Source organism: Ramlibacter tataouinensis, from assembly GCF_001580455.1.
Classification (GTDB): Bacteria; Pseudomonadota; Gammaproteobacteria; order Burkholderiales; family Burkholderiaceae_C; genus Ramlibacter; species Ramlibacter tataouinensis_B.
Genome location: NZ_CP010951.1, coordinates 3,111,330 through 3,128,523, shown reverse-complemented (window position 1 = coordinate 3,128,523; position 17,194 = coordinate 3,111,330). Strand labels below are relative to the sequence as shown.

The following is a 17,194-nucleotide window of genomic DNA, read 5'->3' as shown; positions in this document are numbered from 1 at the left end:
CTTCCCCCGGAGGGGGAAGGAGAAAGGCAAGCCACATGAGCAATCTCTGGGACCTCAGTCACATCCAGCCCGAAACGCGCGTGGTGCTCGAGGGCGAGACCATTCCGCAGATGTTCTGGAACGGCGTGCGCGAGCGCGGGCCGCGGGTGTGGATGCGCCAGAAGGATCTGGGCATCTGGCGCGCCTGGACCTGGCAGCAGACCGGCGACGCGGTGGCCGAGATCGCGGGCGGGCTGATGAGCCTGGGGCTGGCGGCGGGCGAGACCGCTTCCATCCTGTCGAACACGGTGATCGAGTGGGTGTTGGCCGACCTGGCCGTGCTGTCCTGCGGCGGCGTGTCCAACGGCATCTATCCCACCGACGCGGCTTCGCAGGTGCACTACCTGTGCGAGGACTCGCGCACCCGCGTCCTGTTCGTGGAGGATGACGAGCAGCTGGACAAGGCGCTGGAAGTGCGCGCGCAGCTGCCCTTGCTCACGAAGATCGTCGTCTTCGACATGGAGGGCCTGCGCGAGCTGCAGGACCCGGGCGTGATCAGCCTGGATGAGCTGCGGGCGCTGGGACGCGAGTACAACGCGCAGCACCCCCAGGAACTGACGGCGCGCGTGCAGGCGCGCCAGCCGGAAGACCTGGCCATCCTGGTCTACACCTCGGGCACCACCGGCAAGCCGAAGGGCGCGATGCACAGCCACCGCGGACTGGTCTTCATCGTGCGCGGCTACAACATCCTGGTGCAGCAGGACGAGCGCGACGAGCGCATGGCCTTCCTGCCGCTATGCCACATCGCCGAGCGCGTGGGCGGCGAGTACTTCGGGATGTACACCGGGGCCATCCTTAACTTCGTCGAGAACCCGGAAACGGTGCCCGAGAACGTGCGCGAGATCGCACCCACGGTGTGCACTGCGGTGCCGCGCATCTGGGAGAAGTTCTATTCGGCGGTGATGATCGCGCTGAAGGAGTCCACGCCGCTGCAGCAGGCCGCCTACCGCTGGGGGATCGGCGTGGGCACGCAGATCGCCGACCGCGTGCTGGCCGGCCAGCCGGTGGGCAGCCTGCTCAAGGCGAAGTTCATGCTGGCGCGCTGGCTCGCGCTGGACAACGTGCGCAAGCTGATCGGCATCCATCGCGCGCGCTTCCTGGTGACCGGCGCGGCGCCGATCTCGCCCGAACTGGTGAAGTGGTACCTGGCGCTGGGCGTTCCGATGCTGGAGGTCTGGGGCATGACCGAGTCCTGCGGCGCGTCCACCGGCATCACGCCCACCAAGATCAAGCCCGGCTCGATCGGGCCGGCCGCGCCCTACAACGAAGTGAAGATCGACCCGGCCACCGGCGAGATCCTGGTGCGCGGCACCAACGTGTTCATGGGCTACCTGAACCAGCCGGAGAAGACGCGCGAGACCATCGACGCCGAGGGCTGGCTGCACACCGGCGACGTCGGCTCGATGGACGCGGACGGCTACTTCCACATCACCGACCGGATGAAGGACATCATCATCACCGCCGGCGGCAAGAACATCACGCCGAGCGAGCTGGAAAACGAGCTGAAGTTCTCGCCCTACATCACCGACGCCGTGGTGGTCGGCGACCGCCGCCCCTACCTCACGGCGATCGTGATGATCGACCAGGACAACGTGGAGAAGTTCGCGCAGGACCATGACGTGCCCTTCTCCAACTACGCCAGCCTGACGCGGACGACCCAGGTGCAGGAGCTGATCCAGGGCGAGATCGACCGCGTCAACGCCAGGTTCGCCCGCGTGGAGCAGATCAAGCGCTTCTTCCTGCTCGATACGCAATTGAGCGCCGAAGACGAGGAGTTGACGCCCACCATGAAGCTCAAGCGCAAGCTGGTGCAGCAAAAGTACGCCGAGCGCATCGAGGCGATGTACGCGTGAGGGGATTCACCCGCCCTCTTTTTCCGGGAGAGGCGGGGTGAGAGCGCTCCGGGATTCCGCCCTTGACACACCCCGCGCCCCATCAAGAATGAGGCGACCTTCCACTGCAGCCCCCCTCAAAGGAGACAGGATGAAGAACAAGGCCAAACTCGCCGCCCTCGCCAGCCTGGCACTGGCCAGCACCCTGGCCGTCGCGCAGCAGCAGGGCGTATCCAAGGATGAGATCGTCGTCGGCACCATCCAGGACCTCTCCGGACCGATCGCCGGCTACGGCAAGCAGGCGCGCAACGGCATGCTGCTGCGCATCCAGGAGCTGAACGAGCAGCAGGGCAATGTCAACGGCCGCAAGATCCGGCTGATCGCCGAGGACAACGGCTACGACCCGAAGAAGGCCGTGCTGGCGGCGCAGAAGCTGGTGAACCAGGACAAGGTGTTCATCATCGTCGGCCACATCGGCACCGCGCAGAACATGGCGGCCATGCCGGTGCAGTTCGAGAAGAACATCGTCAACTTCATGCCGATCACCGCGGCGCGCGAGATGTACGAGCCGCTGCACAAGCTGAAGTACTCGTTCGCGGCGACCTACTACGACCAGATGCGCATGACCCTGCCCAAGCTGGTGAAGGAGAAGAACGCGAAGAAGGTCTGCACGCTGTACCAGGACGACGACTTCGGCCTGGAGGTGCAGCGCGGCGCCGAAGCCGGCCTGAAGACGATCAACATGGAAGTGACCGAGAAGACGACCTACAAGCGCGGCGCCACCGACTTCTCCTCGCAGGTCGCCAAGATGAAGGCATCGGGCTGCGACCTGGTGGTGCTGGGCACCATCATCCGCGAGACCATCGGGACCATCGCCGAGTCGCGCAAGACCGGCTTCAGCCCGGTGTTCCTCGGGTCCAGCGCCGCCTACACCGACCTGATCCACAAACTGGGCGGCAAGGCCATGGACGGCCTGTACGCCACCCATACGGTGCAGCACCCGTACCTGGACGAAGCCGCGCAACCGATCCGCTTCTGGGCTGCCAAGTACCAGACCCGGTTCAACGAGGATCCGACGGTGTTCTCTGTCTACGGCTACCTCATCATGGACCAGTTCATCCAGGCGGCACGCAAGGCGGGTCCGAACCTCACCACCGATTCCTTCGTGAAAGCGATGGACTCCATGACCTTCGAACCCGACATGTTCGGAGGCCCCCGCTCCACCTACACGGCCACCAAGCGCCTGGGCAACGACCAGTCGCGGCTGTCGCAGATCCAGGACGGCAAGTGGAAGGTGGTCTCGGACTACATCAAGCAACCCTGAAACGAGCCGGTTGCCGGCCGGGGCGCCCCCCCCCCGCTCCCGGCACCCCATCACCCCGCAGGCCGCCTGATGGCGGCCTTTCTCTTTGTTCCTCAGCTTCGCGGGCGATAATCCCGCGCAACCCATGCCCGGACCGCTCCACCCCTCGACGCTACAGGACAAGGCCCTGCTGCTGCTGGTGGCGCTGGTCACCGTACTGTTCGGGGTGGTGCTGTGGCCGCTGATCGGGGCGGTGCTGTGGGCGGTGTTCATCGCCATCGTGTTCTCCTCGCTGCAGGACCGCTCGGTGCAGGTGTGCCGTGGACGCCGCGGCTGGGCCGCCTTCGGCACGCTGCTGGTGATCGTGGTGATCGTGCTGATCCCGATGGCGCTGCTGGCGTCGGCGGTCGCCCAGGAAGCCACCGCTTTCTACGAGCGCATCAAGTCCGGCCAGTATGCGATCGGCGACCATTTCCAGCAGGTGATGAACGCGCTGCCCGAGTGGGCCCGCGCGCTGCTGGACCGGGTCGGGCTGGAAGACCTGGGGGCCGTGCAGCGCAAGCTGGTGTCGGCGTTGGCCGCCAGCAGCCAGCAGATCACGGTGCGGGCCTTCACCATCGGCCAGAACACGCTGGAATTCCTGCTGAACTTCTTCGTGATGCTGTACCTGCTGTTCTTCCTGCTGCGCGACGGCAAGCGCATCGCCGCGCTCGCCATCCGCGCCCTGCCGCTGGAGCCCTACCACACGCGCCGCGTGATCGACCACTTCGCGACCGTGGTGCGCGCCACGGTCAAGGGCAACGTGTTGGTGGCGCTGGTTCAGGGCGCGCTGGGTTGGGTCGCGTTCTCGGTGCTGGGCATCACCGGCGCGCTGCTGTGGGGCGCGGTGATGGCGCTGCTGTCCCTGCTGCCCGCCGTGGGCGCAGGCCTGGTGTGGGGGCCGGTGGCGATCTACCTTCTGGCCACGGGCTCGATCACCGCCGGGCTCGGCCTGGTCGCCTGGGGCGTGCTGGTGATCGGGCTGGTGGACAACGTGCTGCGCCCGGTCCTGGTCGGCAAGGAAACGCGCATGCCCGACTACCTGGTGCTGATCGCCACGCTGGGCGGGCTGGCGGTCTTCGGCATCAACGGCTTCGTCATCGGGCCGGTGATCGCCGCGCTGTTCCTGGTCTGCTGGGACATGTTGACCGAGGAGCGCGAGCAGCAGCACGCCTCGCCGGCTGGCGTTTCACCGCTCGCCGTCCCACCGCCCGCCGCTACTTCGACGCCGCCTGCGTCGGCGCCGGCTTCCACCCCGCGTCCGGATTGAAGGTTTTCATCTGGCCCGCCACCGTGGCGGTGTTGGGGCCGAGGTCCTTCTCCAGCAGCTTGCCTTCGTGGTTGAGCATGAAGCTCATGACGCCGGTCTCACCGTATTTCACCGGCCAGGCGATCAGCCCGAATCCATTGCGCAGGCGCCCGCCGCTGATGTAGCTGTAGGCGCCGCCGGGCACCTGCTTGCCCTGGCCCGTGAGGATTCGGAAGTGGTAGCCGTGATAGCCGCCCCCGGTCGGCTTGTTGCCGGCGAACACTGGGCCGAGCGGGCTCTCGTCCTTGCCTGTGGGATCGTCCCAGTACAGGCCGTCGTGCTTGCCGGGCGTGCTGGCGAACTTCTGCGCGTAGTAGCGCACGCCGGTCTTGTCGCGGTCCTTGGACGCGTAGTCGCGCTGGGCGTCGACATACGCCAGCGCGGCCTGCATCGCGTTCAATTCGTTGCGGCCGATGGCGCGCACGCGCATCTCGTCGGCGCCGGCCGCCGGGTCGAAGCGCCAGCCCGACTTGACCTTGACGATGGGAACCGGCAGGGTCCAGCCGCCCTCGCCCACCGAGATCACCGCCTTGCTGTCGGACTCATTGACGATCTTGTGCGCCTTGTCCCAGTCGGCGAGGTAGGCATCGACGTCTTCGCGATCCGGTCCGCCTTCGGCGGGCACATAGCGCCGCCAGTTCTGGCCGAGCACGACGCCCAGCGCGACGCGGTCGTTCTTGCGCAGCGCATCGGTGAACGCCGCGGCTGCGGCCTCGGCGCTCGGATAGGACTTCGGCGGCGGCGCCGGCTTCGGCGCCTGCGCCTTCGGCGCCGAAGCGGCCTTCTGGCCTTCCGCGGACTGCTGTGCAAGCGCCCATCCTGGCGCCAGCGCCAGCGCCACAGCCAGCATCGAGTCGAGGATCAGGGACTTTCTATTCATGGTTATCTCCTTCGGACCCACCCTAGCGCCGGCCGCCGCCGCCGCCGCGTCCACCACCACCACCGCCTCCCCGCCCACCACCTCCACCGCCACCCGCGCGCGCGCCACCGCCGCCGCTGAATCCGCTGCTGGCGCGGGCACCACCACCGCCGCCGCCGTGCTGCGAGGCCGACTGGCGGCTGGCGTTGCCGCGGTCGATCTGCTGGCGTGATGCGCCCGGATCGCGCGCGCCCTGGAAGGCATTGCTGCCACCGCCGGCCTGCGTGCGTCCGCCCGCGCCCGCGCCAGCACCCGCCCCGGCCCCAGCGCCCTGTGCGCGCCCGCCCGCCCCGGCCCCGGCGCCAGCGCCCTGCGCTCGCCCTCCGGCGCCAGCACCACCCGCGCGATCGCCCTGCGAAATGCCACGCTGCTGCATCGCCGACTGGGCCTGCTGGCGCTGCGCGTCGCGACTGCCGCCCGCAGCGTCGCGCCCGCGGTAGTTCGTGCGTTGCGCCGCATCGCCGGACTGCCGGCCGAACTGTTGCTGGCTGCGCTGGTCGCGGTACGGCGTGCCGCGGCGATTCTCGGCGTTGTGCTTGAAGTTCGTCTGGCTCCGGTCGATCTGCCGGTTGGAGTTGATATTGTTGTACTTGTTGACGTTGACGTTGACGTCGCCGCCGCCCCAGTTGCAGTTACCCCAGAGCGAACCGACCGCCGCCACACCGATGCCAAACGCGATTCCCGAAGCCAGCGCTGCGCCCGGGACGTAGCCGGGGTAGTAGTAAGGCGACGGCGGATAGTAGTAAGGTGGGTAGGCTGGATAAGGCCAGGTGCCGTACACCGTGGTCGGGTTGTAGGCCGGAACATAGACCGTTTCCGGATTGGACGGCTCGATCTTGATCACCGTCTGCTGCGTCTGCGGCGCTTGCTCGACCACCACCTTTTGTTGTTCCGACGACTTCAGGTTGCCCGCCTTCTGCGCCTGGGCACGCAGGCGCTGGGCCGAATCGAGCACATCCTTGGGCGAAGCCAGGAAGGCGTCGCCCAGGTTCTGCGTCCAGTCGGGCTTGTCGCCCATCATTTGGACCACCTGGGGAAAAGCGACTATGGCCTGCACCGCCGGATCCCAGGGCTGGTCCTGCACCGCCTTGGTCGCCTCGTCGCCCTTCATGTCCTTGTGGGCCTTGGACCACTTGGCCGCCTCCGCCACGTCGGACGGGTAGGTCGCGGCCATCAGGACCTGCGACAGCAGCGAGTCCGGATACAGCGCGATGGGCGCCAGCATCTGGTCCAGCTGTTCCTGTGAGAAACCGGAACCCTGCGCGGGCGCGCTTTGGGCAGGGGCGCTCTGCGGTGCCGTACCCTGCGCCACCGTGATCGCCGTGGGCGGCCCCTGCACGGGGACCGCTACCGGGTAGGCCGGGCCTGGCAGCGCCAAGCCGGCGATGCTCGTATGCACTAGCACGCGAGAGATGAATGCAGCCATGACCGCTCCATTCGCTGTCTGATTGATTTCACACGACCATAACGTGACAGGTTTGCCGCGGCCACTAGGGTTCGGGGAAGGCTGGGGTTACAAATCGCGTCAGCGCCGTTGGAAGCGCGGGACCACCAGATCTCTACTTCGACGCCGCCTGCGTCGGCGCCGGCTTCCACCCCGCGTCCGGATTGAAGGTTTTCATCTGGCCCGCCACCGTGGCGGTGTTGGGGCCGAGGTCCTTCTCCAGCAGCTTGCCTTCGTGGTTGAGCATGAAGCTCATGACGCCGGTCTCGCCATATTTCACCGGCCAGGCGATCAGCCCGAAGCCATTGCGCAGGCGCCCGCCGCTGATGTAGCTGTAGGCGCCGCCGGGCACCTCCTTGCCCTGGCCCGTGAGGATTCGGAAGTGGTAGCCGTGATAGCCGCCCCCGGTCGGCTTGTTGCCGGCGAACACTGGGCCGAGCGGGCTCTCGTCCTTGCCTATGGGATCGTCCCAGTACAGGCCGTCGTGCTTGCCGGGGCTGCTGGCGAACTTCTGCGCGTAGTAGCGCACGCCGGTCTTGTCGCGGTCCTTGGACGCGTAGTCGCGCTGGGCGTCGACATAAGCCAGCGCGGCCTGCATCGCGTTCAATTCGTTGCGGCCGATGGCGCGCACGCGCATCTCGTCGGCGCCGGCCGCCGGGTCGAAGCGCCAGCCCGACTTGACCTTGACGATGGGAACCGGCAGGGTCCAGCCGCCTTCGCCCACCGAGATCACGGCCTTGCTGTCGGACTCATTGACGATCTTGTGCGCCTTGTCCCAGTCGGCGAGGTAGGCATCGACGTCTTCGCGATCCGGTCCGCCTTCGGCGGGCACATAGCGCCGCCAGTTCTGGCCGAGCACGACGCCCAGCGCCGTACGGTCGTTCTTGCGCAGCGCATCGGTGAACGCCGCGGCTGCGGCCTCGGCGCTCGGATAGGACTTCGGCGGCGGCGCCGGCTTTGGCGCCTGCGCCTTCGGCGCCGAAGCGGCCTTCTGGCCTTCCGCGGACTGCTGTGCAAGCGCCCATCCTGGCGCCAGCGCCAGCGCCGCAGCCACGACCGAATTGAGCAGGATGAACTTCTTCATGGTCATCTCCTTCCGCCGCCACCACGTCCACCACCACCGCCTGCCCGGCCGCCACCGCTGAATCCGCCACCGCCCGCGCGCGCGCCGCCTCCTCCGCTGAATCCGCTGGCGCGAGCGCCACCGCCGCCGCCGTGCTGCGAGAACGACTGGCGGCTGGCGTTGCCGCGGTCCATCTGCTGGCGTGATGCGCCCGGGTCGCGTGCGCCCTGGAAGGCGTTGTTGCCGCCGCCGAATCCACCGCCGCCGCGCCCGTCGCCTTGGGAGAAGCCACGCTGCTGCAGCGCCGACTGCGCCTGTTGGCGCTGCGCTTCGCGACCCCCGGCGGCATCGCGCCCGCGATAGCCGCTGCGTTGCGCCGCGTCGGCGGACTGCCGGCCGAATTGCTGCTGGCTGCGCTGGTCGCGATACGGCGTGCCGCGCCGATTCTCGGCGTTGTGCTTGAACTTGTTCTGGCCCCTGTCGATCTGCCTGTTGCGATTGATGTTGTTGAAGCGATCGACGTCGATGTTGATGTCGCCACCACCCCAGTTGCAGTTGCCCCATATGGCGCCGGCCGCCGCAAAACCGATCCCCCACATGATCCCGGAGGCGAAGGCCGCGCCCGGGTAGTAACCGGGGTAGTAGAAGGGGTCCGGGGGCCAGTAGTACGGCGGATAGGCTGGATAAGGCCAGGCGCCGTACACCGTGACGGGGTTGTACGCGGGCACGTAGATCGTTTCAGGATTGGCCGGCTCGATCTTGATCACCGTCTGCTGAGTCTCCGGCGCCTGCTCCACCACCACCTTTTGCTGCTCGCTGGATTTCAGGTTGCCCTGCTGCTGCGCCTTGGCGCGCAGGCGCTGCGCCGCATCGAGCACATCCTTGGGCGAAGCCAGGAAAGCGTCGCCCAGGTTTTGCGTCCAGTCGGGCTTGGCGCCCATCATCTGGATCACTTGCGGAAAAGCCACCATCGCCTGCACCGCCGGGTCCCAGGGCTGGTTCTGCACCGCCTTGGTCGCCTCGTCGCCCTTCATGTTGGGATTGGCCTTGGACCACTTGGCCGCATCAGCCACATCCGACGGATAGGTCGCAGCCATGAGGATCTGCGCCAGCAGCGAGTCCGGATACAGCGCGATCGGTGCCACCATCTGGTCCAGCTGTTCCATCGAGAAACCAGAACCCTGCGCGGGCGCGCTCTGCGGGGGAGGTGCGCTTTGAGGGGGAGCAGCACTCTGCCGCGGGGGCGCACTTTGGGGAGGGGCGCTCTGCGGGGCCGGCCCCTGCGTCACCGTGACTGTCGTCGGTGGGGCCTGTACCGGGACCGGCACCGGATAGGCACAGCCCAACAGCGCCAAGCCGACGAAGCTCGTATGCACCAGCACGCGTGAGATGAATGCAGCCATGACCGCTCCAAGCGTTCGTGTGATCTCACGCGACCATAACTCGGCAGGCCTACCCCGGCCACTAGGGTCCGGGGAACGACGGGGTTACAAATCGCGTCAGGAAACGATGTAGGCGGCCGACCCCGTGGACAGCAGCTTGCCGTCCGCGGCCAGGAACTCCATGCGGGTGGAGGCCACCCGCGAGCCCAGTCGCATCACCTCGGCGCGCAACTCGAAATGCTCGCCGATGCCCTGCCGGAGGTAGTCGATGCGCAAGTCGATGGTGCCCAGCTTGGAGAAGCGGTGCAGGCGCTCCATCGGCGGCTCGTCCAGGTGACGCGCGCCGATCGCGGCCATCACAGCCAGGCCGCCCATGGCGTCGAGGCTCGCGCTGATCACGCCGCCGTGGAGTCGGTTATACGAGAAGTGACCGACCAGCTCGGGCTTCATCTCGATGCGACCGACCACGCCCTCGGGCGCGAGCGTCACGATCTTCAGGCCCAGCACCTGGTTGAAGACGATCTTCTCCTCGAAGATCTGCTTGAGCCCCGCGATGAACTCGGGCTCGAAGGCGGGGGCGGCACCGGGATTCTTGGTCATAGCCCCAATTGTCGCGCCGCCAGCTCCTTCATGATTTCCTCGGCGCCGCCGCCGATCATCATGACCTTCACCTCGCGGTAGACACGCTCGCTGCGCGTGCCGCGCATGAAGCCCATGCCGCCCAGGATCTGCACCGCCTGGTCGGCGCAGAACTGCATCGCCTGAGTCGCGTGGTTCTTCAGCATGCACACCTGCGCCACGCAATCGGGGTCAGATTCCAATTTCCCTTCGTCGGCCAGCTGCGTCACGGTCGCCAGCCAAGCTTCGGTCGAGCGGATGCGCATCTGCATGTCCACCAGCTTGTGCCGTATCACCGGCTTGTCGATCAGCGCGCCGCCGAAGGCCTGGCGCTGGCGCGCCCAGTCGAGCGCTTCGTCGAAGCAGGCCTGCGCGAAGCCCAGCGCCAGGGCCGACATCCCCAGCCGCTCGCCGTTGAAATTGCTCATGACGATCTTGAAGCCGGCGCCCTGCTCGCCCACCAGCAAGCGCGCCGGCACCCGCACGCCGTCGAGGCGAAGGTGGGCGGTATCCGAAGCCAGCCAACCCATCTTGTCGAGCGCAGTGCGCGACAGGCCGGCCGCGTCGCCCGGCACCACGATCATGGAAATGCCCGAGGCGCCCTTGGCCTCGCCGGTGCGCACCGCCATCGTGATCCAGTCGGCGCGCATGCCCGAGGTGATGAACACCTTCTCGCCGTCGATCACCCACTCGGCGCCGTCCAGGCGCGCGCGCGTGCGCAGCGACGCCACGTCCGAGCCGCAGCCCGGCTCGGTGATCGCCAGCGCCGCGATGCGTTCGCCGCGCAGCACCGGCGGGATGATCTCGCGCTGCAGCTCGGCGCTGTCATGGCGCAGGACCGGCGGCAGGCCGATGTTGTGCGAGAACAGCGCCGCCATCACCCCGCCGCTGGCGCTGTGGCGCGCCATGGTCACCGACACCGCATGGCGCAGCGCGTAGGGGGCTGGCGTGCCGCCGAGTTCTTCCGGATAGCCCAAACCCAGCAGGCCAAGCGCCGCGGCTTCCCGGTGCAGCTCGCGCGGCACCAGCCCGGCCTTTTCCCACGCGTCCACGTTCGGGACGATGCGCTCGAGCGTGAAGCGCCGCACCGTGTCGGTGAGCGCAGCCAGGTCGGCCTTCAGGTCGGCATTCATGCGGCTTCGAACGTGACCAGTACCTGCGAGGTGGCCGCCTGCTGGCCCGGCGCGACATGGATGGACTTGACCACCGCATCGCGGGCGGCCGCCAGCGCGTGCTCGAGCTTCATCGATTCGATCACCAGCAGCGTGTCGCCGCGGGCGACGCTCGCGCCCGGCCGGGCCTTGACTTCGATCACCTTGCCGTTGAACGGCGCGCGCAGCTCGTCGGAGGGGTTGTGGCCGCCGCCGCGCGCCGCCGGCTCGAACGAAGCGTCCTCGACGATCAGGTCCACCGTGCCGGCCTGCAGATGCCAGCGCGACGGTCCCAGCGGTGCCTTAAGCACGCGCGCCGTATGCGTGGCCTGCCCTGCGGCGATGTCGACGATGGCCCCGCGATGGCGCATGCGCAGCGGGCGCGCGTAGGGGCAGGCCAGAGCCGGCGCGGGCGGTGCCAGCGCGGCGGCGCAGGCGCCCTGAAGCAAGGCGGCTTCCTCGTCCTGCAACTGGCGGCGCAATTCGTCGCCGTGCTGCTGCAGGAAGGGGATCAACGCACGCCCGGCACGGAATTCCGGATGCCGCAGGCAGGCCGCGAGCAGGCGCCGGTTCGTCGGAACGCCGAGCAGCTGCGTTCGATCGAGCGCGGCGGCCAGGCGGGCGATGGCTTCTTCGCGGGTGGGGGCGTGGGCGATGAGTTTCCCGAGGAGGGAGTCGTAGTGAGGCGGAACTTCGACGCCTTTGAAGAGGGCATGGTCGAAACGCAGGCGAGCAGCGCCCCCACCCCCACCCTCCCCCGGAGGGGGAGGGTGAAATTCCTGAACGGTGCCGGTATGCGGAGCGAAGTTCTCGTCCTCGGCGCACAGGCGCACTTCGATGGCGTGGCCGGAAAACGTGACCTCTTCCTGCGTCAGCGGCAAAGGCTCGCCCTGTGCCACGCGCAGCTGCCACTCGACCAGGTCCAGTCCGGTGACGGCCTCGGTCACCGGATGCTCGACCTGCAGGCGCGTGTTCATCTCCATCAGGAAGAACTCGGCGCCGTCCACCAGGAACTCCACCGTGCCGGCGCCGACATAGCCGGCGGCTTGCGCGAGGTCCACCGCGCAGCGCCCCATGCGCTCGCGCATCGCCGCATCGACCGCCGGGCTGGGCGACTCCTCGACCAGCTTCTGGTGCCGGCGCTGCACCGAGCAGTCGCGCTCGCCCAGGTGGATGCAGTGGCCGTGTGCGTCGGCGAACACCTGCACTTCCACATGCCGCGGCGCGAGCAGGGCGCGTTCCAGCAGCAGCTCGCCGGAGCCGAAAGACGATTGCGCTTCGGAACGGGCGCTGCGCAACGCAGCCGCGAGTTGCGCAGCCTCGGTCACCAGCCGCATGCCGCGGCCGCCGCCGCCCGCTGCGGCCTTCACCATCACGGGGTAGCCGATGCGCCCGGCTTCGCGCACGAAGCACTCGTCGGACTGGTCGGCACCGAAGTAGCCCGGCAGGCAGGGCACGCCGCGCGCCTGCGCGATCGCCTTGGCCGACGACTTGCTGCCCAGCGCACGGATTGCCGCGGCAGGTGGCCCGACCCAGACCAGGCCCGCGTCCACCACCGCCTGCGCGAAATCGGCGTTCTCGCTCAGGAAACCGTAGCCGGGATGCACCGCATCGGCCCCGGTGGCGCGCGCCGCGGCGATCAGCTTGTCGATGCGCAGGTAGCTCTCGGCCGAGGCGTTGCCGCCCAGCGCGTGGGCCAGGGTAGCCTCCTGCACGTGCAGGGCGCCGGCGTCCGCATCGGAGTACACCGCGACGGATTCAATGCCCAGGCGGCGCGCCGTCCGAATGACCCGCAGCGCAATCTCGCCGCGATTCGCAATCAGCAGCCGTCGGATCCTCACGAGCGCCCCCACCCCTACCCACCCCCGGTGGGGGAGGGGGCTGATCTTTTCGCGATGCCCATGATCTTGGCCAGGATGCCCAGCATCACCTCGTCGGCGCCGCCGCCGATGGAGGCCAGGCGGCCGTCGCGGTACATGCGCGAGACCTTGTTCTCCCAGGTGAAGCCCATGCCGCCCCAGAACTGCAGGCAGGTGTCGGGCACCAGGCGATTGAGGCGCCCGGCCTTCAGCTTGGCCATGGACGCCAGCTCCAGCACGTCCTGGCCCTGCACGTACAGCTCGCAGGCGCGGTAGGTCAGCGCGCGCAGGCATTCGACTTCGGTCTTGAGCTCGGCCAGCTTGAACTGCACCCACTGCTGGTCGGCCAGCGATGCGCCGAACAGCTTGCGCTCCTGCGCCCACTCGATGGTCCAGCCGATGCAGTTGGACAGCGACACCAGGCAACTGGCCGCGGCCCACAGCCGCTCTTCCTGGAACTGCTGCATCTGGTAGATGAAGCCCTGCCCTTCGGCGCCGATGCGGTAGCGCTGCGGCACCCGCACCTCGTCGAAGTAGATCAGGCCGGTGTCCGAGGCATTCATGCCGATCTTGCGGATCTTCTTCGCCACTTCGATGCCGGGCCGCAGCTTGCCGTTCTCCCGCATCGGCACGATGACCAGCGACTTGTTCTTGTGCATCGGGCCGTCGCCGGTGTTGACCAGCATGCACATCCAGTCGGCCTGCAGGCTGTTGGTGATCCACATCTTCTGGCCGCTGATCACGTAGTCGTCGCCGTCCTTGCGCGCCCGGCTCTTGATGGCCGCCACGTCGCTGCCGGCGCCCGGTTCGCTCACGCCGATGCAGGCCACGGTTTCGCCCGCGATGGCCGGCGCCAGGAACTCGCGCCGCAATTCGTCGCTGCCGTAGCGCGCCAGCGCCGGCGTGGCCATGTCGGTCTGCACGCCGATCGCCATGGGCACGCCGCCGCATTCGATGTGGCCCAGCGTCTCGGTCATGGCCAGCGCGTAGGAGTAGTCCAGCCCGGCGCCGCCGAAGGCTTCGGGCTTGGTCAGCCCGAGCAGGCCGAGCTGCCCCAGGCGCTTGAACACCTGGTGCGCCGGGAACATCTCCGCGGCTTCCCACTCGTCCACGTGCGGATTGATCTCGTCGTCGATGAAGCGCTTGAGCGTCTTCTGGATCTCGAGGTGTTCGTGGCTGAACTGCATGCGTGTCTCCTCACATCCGGGCCACACCGAACTGCACCGGCCGCAACTGCCGCTGCTCGCCTTCCCGTATCGTGTCCAGGCAGAAGGCCAGCACCGCGCGCGTGTCGCGCGGATCGATCACGCCGTCGTCCAGCAGCAGGCCCGAGGTGTAGAAGGCGTCGGCCTGCGCCTCGAACATGGCGACGATCTGGTCGAACTGCGCCTTCGACTGCACGGGATCGGGCTGGATGCCCTTTCGCGCCAGCGCGGCTTCGGTGACGATCTGCATGGTCTGCGCCGCCTGCTCGCCGCCCATCACCGCGGTCTTCGCGCTCGGCCAGCTGAACAGGAACCGCGGCGCATAGGCGCGGCCGCACATGCCGTAGTTGCCGGCGCCGAAGGACGCGCCGCACTGGATGGTGATCTGCGGCACGTTGGCGCTGGTCACGGCCTGGATCATCTTGCTGCCGTGCTTGATCATCCCGTCCTGCTCGCTGTGCTTGCCGACGATGTAGCCGGTGGTGTTCTGCAGGTAGATGATGGGGTGGCCGAGCTGGCACATCATCTGGATGAAGTGCGTGGCCTTGTTCGCACCGGCGACATCGATCGGGCCATTGTTGGTGATGAAGCCCACCGCATGGCCGGCAATGCGCGCCTGCGCGCAGACCGTGGCCGCGCCGTACAGCGCCTTGAATTCGAGCAGGTCGGCATCGTCGGCGAGCCGCGCGATGATCTCGCGCATGTCCAGGGGTTCGCGCAGGCTGGTGGGCATGAGGGTGAGGAGTTCTTCCGAGGCCGGAGCGCCCCCACCCCAGCCCTCCCCCGGTGGGGGAGGGAGTGCCTGCTCCTCCCCCCTCCGGGGGGAGGCTGGGAGGGGGGCGCTGCGCAGGGCCAGCCGCGACACCACATCGCGCGCGATCCCCAGCGCATGCCGGTCATCCTCCGCCAGGTACTCGCCCAGCCCCGACACCGCCGTGTGCATCTCCGCCCCGCCGAGCTCCTCTTCGGTCGCGATCTCGCCGGTGGCCGCTTTCAGCAGCGGCGGGCCGGCCAGGAAGGCGCGCGAGCGGCCGCGCACCATGATCACGATGTCGCTCAGCCCCGGCATGTAGGCGCCGCCCGCGGTGCCCGAGCCGTGCTGCACGGTGATCACCGGGATGCCGGCCGCCGACAGCCGCGCGAGGTTGCGAAACAGCGCGCCGCCATGGATGAATCCTTCCACCCGGTAGCGCATGAGGTTGGCGCCGGCGCTTTCGACGAGGTGGATGAAGGGCAGCTTGTTTTGCAGCGCGATCTCCTGCACGCGCAGGATCTTGTCCAGCCCCATGGCCTGGATCGCCCCGGCCTCGATGCCGGAGTCGCTGGCGACGATCATGCAACGCACGCCGCCGACGAAGCCGATGCCGGCGACGATGCCGCCGCCCGGCACCGACTGCGCGGCTTCCCGGGTGTCCTGCAGGTAGCCCGCCAGCGAGCACAGCGGCAGGTAAGGCGTGCCCGCGTCCAGCAGCAGCGCGACGCGCTCGCGCGGCAGAAGTTGGCCGCGCTTGTCGAACACGGGCTTGGACCGGGCCGAGGTGGCGGCGGCGCGCTCCTCGAGCGCGCGCAACTGCGCGATGCGCTCCAGCATGGCCGCGCGGCGCGCCTGGGCGGGTTCGCCCTGCGGATTCCAGGCGGAGGCAAAGCTGCTCATCGCGGGTGGCGCAACGGCGTGTTCTCGCCCCGAGCGTGGATCTGCATGCCGGGGACCATAGCAAACCCGGCGGTTTCGGACAATCAGTTGCTGCGCTGATCCGGAGCGTCCGACTCCGCCGGTGCGGCCGGGCGCGGCGGCACCGCCGCCGGGTGATCGACCTCGAGCACCCAGGCTTTCAGCAGGGTGTAGCTCACGGCCAGGATGACCGGGCCGATGAACAGGCCGATGACACCGAAGGAAAGCAGGCCGCCGATCACGCCCGCGAAGATGAGCAGCAGCGGCAGGTTGGCGCCGCGCTGTATCAGCCAGGGGCGCAGCACGTTGTCCATGGCCAGCACCACCACGGTCCAGACCAGGAACACCGTGCCACGTCCCGGCGAGCCGGACCAGTACAGCCAGACCACGCCCGGGACCATGACGAGGAAGGGCCCCAGCTGCGCGATGCACAGGATGAAGATCAGCGCCGTGAGCAGGCCGACCTGCGGAATACCGACCACCAGCATGCCGAGCGCCGCCACCGTCGACTGGACCAGGGCCGTGACGATCACCCCCAGCGCGACGGCCCGGATCGCCTGGCCGGCGAGCACCACCGATTCCTCGCCGCGCACCCCGGCCAGCCGCCGGAAGAACAGCATCACGCCGCGGGCCGCGACTTCGCCGGTGGCGTAGAGGATGACGGCGATGATCAGCATCGCCACGAAATAGAACAGCAGCAGGCCCACGCTGCCGGCCTGCGAGCCGAGCCAGACCACCGCCTTGGCGGCATAGGGCTCGAGCCGGCCGGCCAGCACGTCCGGCGCGGTTTCGGCCAGCTCCAACCAGGCCTGGGCAATGCGCGCGCCGGCGAGCGGGATGGACTGGACCCACGCGGGCGGCGGCGGGATGCGCAGCTCGGGCATCTCGCGCACCAGCGACACCAGCCGGTCGGACTGATCGAGCAGCGTGTCCACCGCCAGGAACAGCGGCACCACGATGATGGCCAGCAGCATCAGTGTCATCGCCGTGACCGCCAGGAAGCGGCTGCCACCGAGGATCGCCTGCAGTTTCTTGAACAGCGGCCAAGTGGCGGCGACGATGGTCACCGCCCAGATGCCCGGGCCGATGAAGGGCTGGACCACCCAGAGGGTCCCCAGCAGCAGTCCCCCGATGGCCAGGATGGACATCAGCACGCGAGGCAGGTTGGTGACTGGCGTCAATCGGGCTCCTTCGGGTTGGCGCGAGTGTAGAGCGTCGGCGGCGCGGCGGCTATCGGGCCAGGGCTTGGCCCGGAAATGCTGGCCGAGCAAGGGTGGCCCGCACTTGACCCTCGAACGTCGCCGGGCAGGCGTTTCCGCGAGAATGCCGCTTTTGCCTTCCCAGCATTCCGAGGACTCG

13 protein-coding genes are annotated in these 17,194 nt (G+C 68.3%); 3 read left to right on the top strand and 10 right to left on the bottom strand.

All coding sequences use genetic code 11. The annotated features are described in order from the left end of the window. Window positions 1-35: 35 nt before the first annotated feature. The 3 genes from UC35_RS14715 (at window position 36) to UC35_RS14705 (ending at window position 4,483) form a co-directional block, all read left to right on the top strand. The gene (locus UC35_RS14715) at window positions 36-1,892 is read left to right on the top strand and encodes an AMP-dependent synthetase/ligase (RefSeq protein WP_061500949.1); all 1,857 of its coding nucleotides are present in this window, start codon (window positions 36-38) and stop codon (window positions 1,890-1,892) included. A gap of 130 nt (window positions 1,893-2,022) precedes the next feature. Then, entirely contained in the window at window positions 2,023-3,195 is a 1,173-nt protein-coding gene (locus tag UC35_RS14710; protein WP_061500946.1) for an ABC transporter substrate-binding protein, read from the top strand. A 124-nt stretch (window positions 3,196-3,319) separates the two neighbouring features. Beyond that, the gene (locus UC35_RS14705) at window positions 3,320-4,483 is read left to right on the top strand and encodes an AI-2E family transporter (RefSeq protein WP_061500944.1); all 1,164 of its coding nucleotides are present in this window, start codon (window positions 3,320-3,322) and stop codon (window positions 4,481-4,483) included. Here UC35_RS14705 and UC35_RS14700 read toward each other — a convergent pair. The 10 genes from UC35_RS14700 to ydiK form a co-directional block, all read right to left on the bottom strand. Next, entirely contained in the window at window positions 4,431-5,402 is a 972-nt protein-coding gene (locus UC35_RS14700) for a DUF2950 domain-containing protein (RefSeq protein ID WP_227820334.1), read from the bottom strand. The genes UC35_RS14705 and UC35_RS14700 overlap by 53 nt on opposite strands. Before the next feature lie 22 nt (window positions 5,403-5,424). Next, window positions 5,425-6,867 (bottom strand): DUF3300 domain-containing protein, encoded by a 1,443-nt coding sequence (locus tag UC35_RS14695; protein ID WP_082793227.1) that lies wholly within the window; start codon window positions 6,865-6,867, stop codon window positions 5,425-5,427. Window positions 6,868-7,000: 133 nt separating this feature from the next. Further along, window positions 7,001-7,969, bottom strand: a complete 969-nt coding sequence (locus UC35_RS14690; RefSeq protein WP_082793225.1) for a DUF2950 domain-containing protein — start codon at window positions 7,967-7,969, stop codon at window positions 7,001-7,003. 2 nt (window positions 7,970-7,971) lie between these two features. Further along, window positions 7,972-9,114, bottom strand: coding sequence for a DUF3300 domain-containing protein (locus UC35_RS14685; protein ID WP_061500941.1), 1,143 nt, complete (start codon window positions 9,112-9,114; stop codon window positions 7,972-7,974). A gap of 333 nt (window positions 9,115-9,447) precedes the next feature. Continuing rightward, window positions 9,448-9,930 carry a thioesterase family protein gene (locus tag UC35_RS14680; protein ID WP_061500939.1) on the bottom strand — a complete coding sequence of 161 codons (483 nt, stop codon included), beginning with the start codon at window positions 9,928-9,930 and terminating at the stop codon, window positions 9,448-9,450. After that, the gene (locus UC35_RS14675; protein WP_061500937.1) at window positions 9,927-11,081 is read right to left on the bottom strand and encodes an acyl-CoA dehydrogenase family protein; all 1,155 of its coding nucleotides are present in this window, start codon (window positions 11,079-11,081) and stop codon (window positions 9,927-9,929) included. The genes UC35_RS14680 and UC35_RS14675 overlap by 4 nt, the downstream gene beginning before the upstream one ends. Then, entirely contained in the window at window positions 11,078-12,934 is a 1,857-nt protein-coding gene (locus UC35_RS14670) for an acetyl/propionyl/methylcrotonyl-CoA carboxylase subunit alpha (RefSeq protein WP_061503851.1), read from the bottom strand. The genes UC35_RS14675 and UC35_RS14670 overlap by 4 nt, the downstream gene beginning before the upstream one ends. A 20-nt stretch (window positions 12,935-12,954) precedes the next feature. Beyond that, a complete protein-coding gene (locus tag UC35_RS14665; RefSeq protein ID WP_061500935.1) occupies window positions 12,955-14,145 on the bottom strand; it encodes an acyl-CoA dehydrogenase family protein in 1,191 nt (396 codons plus the stop codon). 10 nt (window positions 14,146-14,155) lie between these two features. Beyond that, complete coding sequence (locus UC35_RS14660; RefSeq protein WP_061500933.1) at window positions 14,156-15,817, bottom strand: acyl-CoA carboxylase subunit beta; 1,662 nt, start codon at window positions 15,815-15,817, stop codon at window positions 14,156-14,158. An 83-nt stretch (window positions 15,818-15,900) separates the two neighbouring features. Next, a complete protein-coding gene (ydiK, locus tag UC35_RS14655; RefSeq protein WP_227820333.1) occupies window positions 15,901-17,016 on the bottom strand; it encodes an AI-2E family transporter YdiK in 1,116 nt (371 codons plus the stop codon). Window positions 17,017-17,194 lie beyond the last annotated feature (178 nt).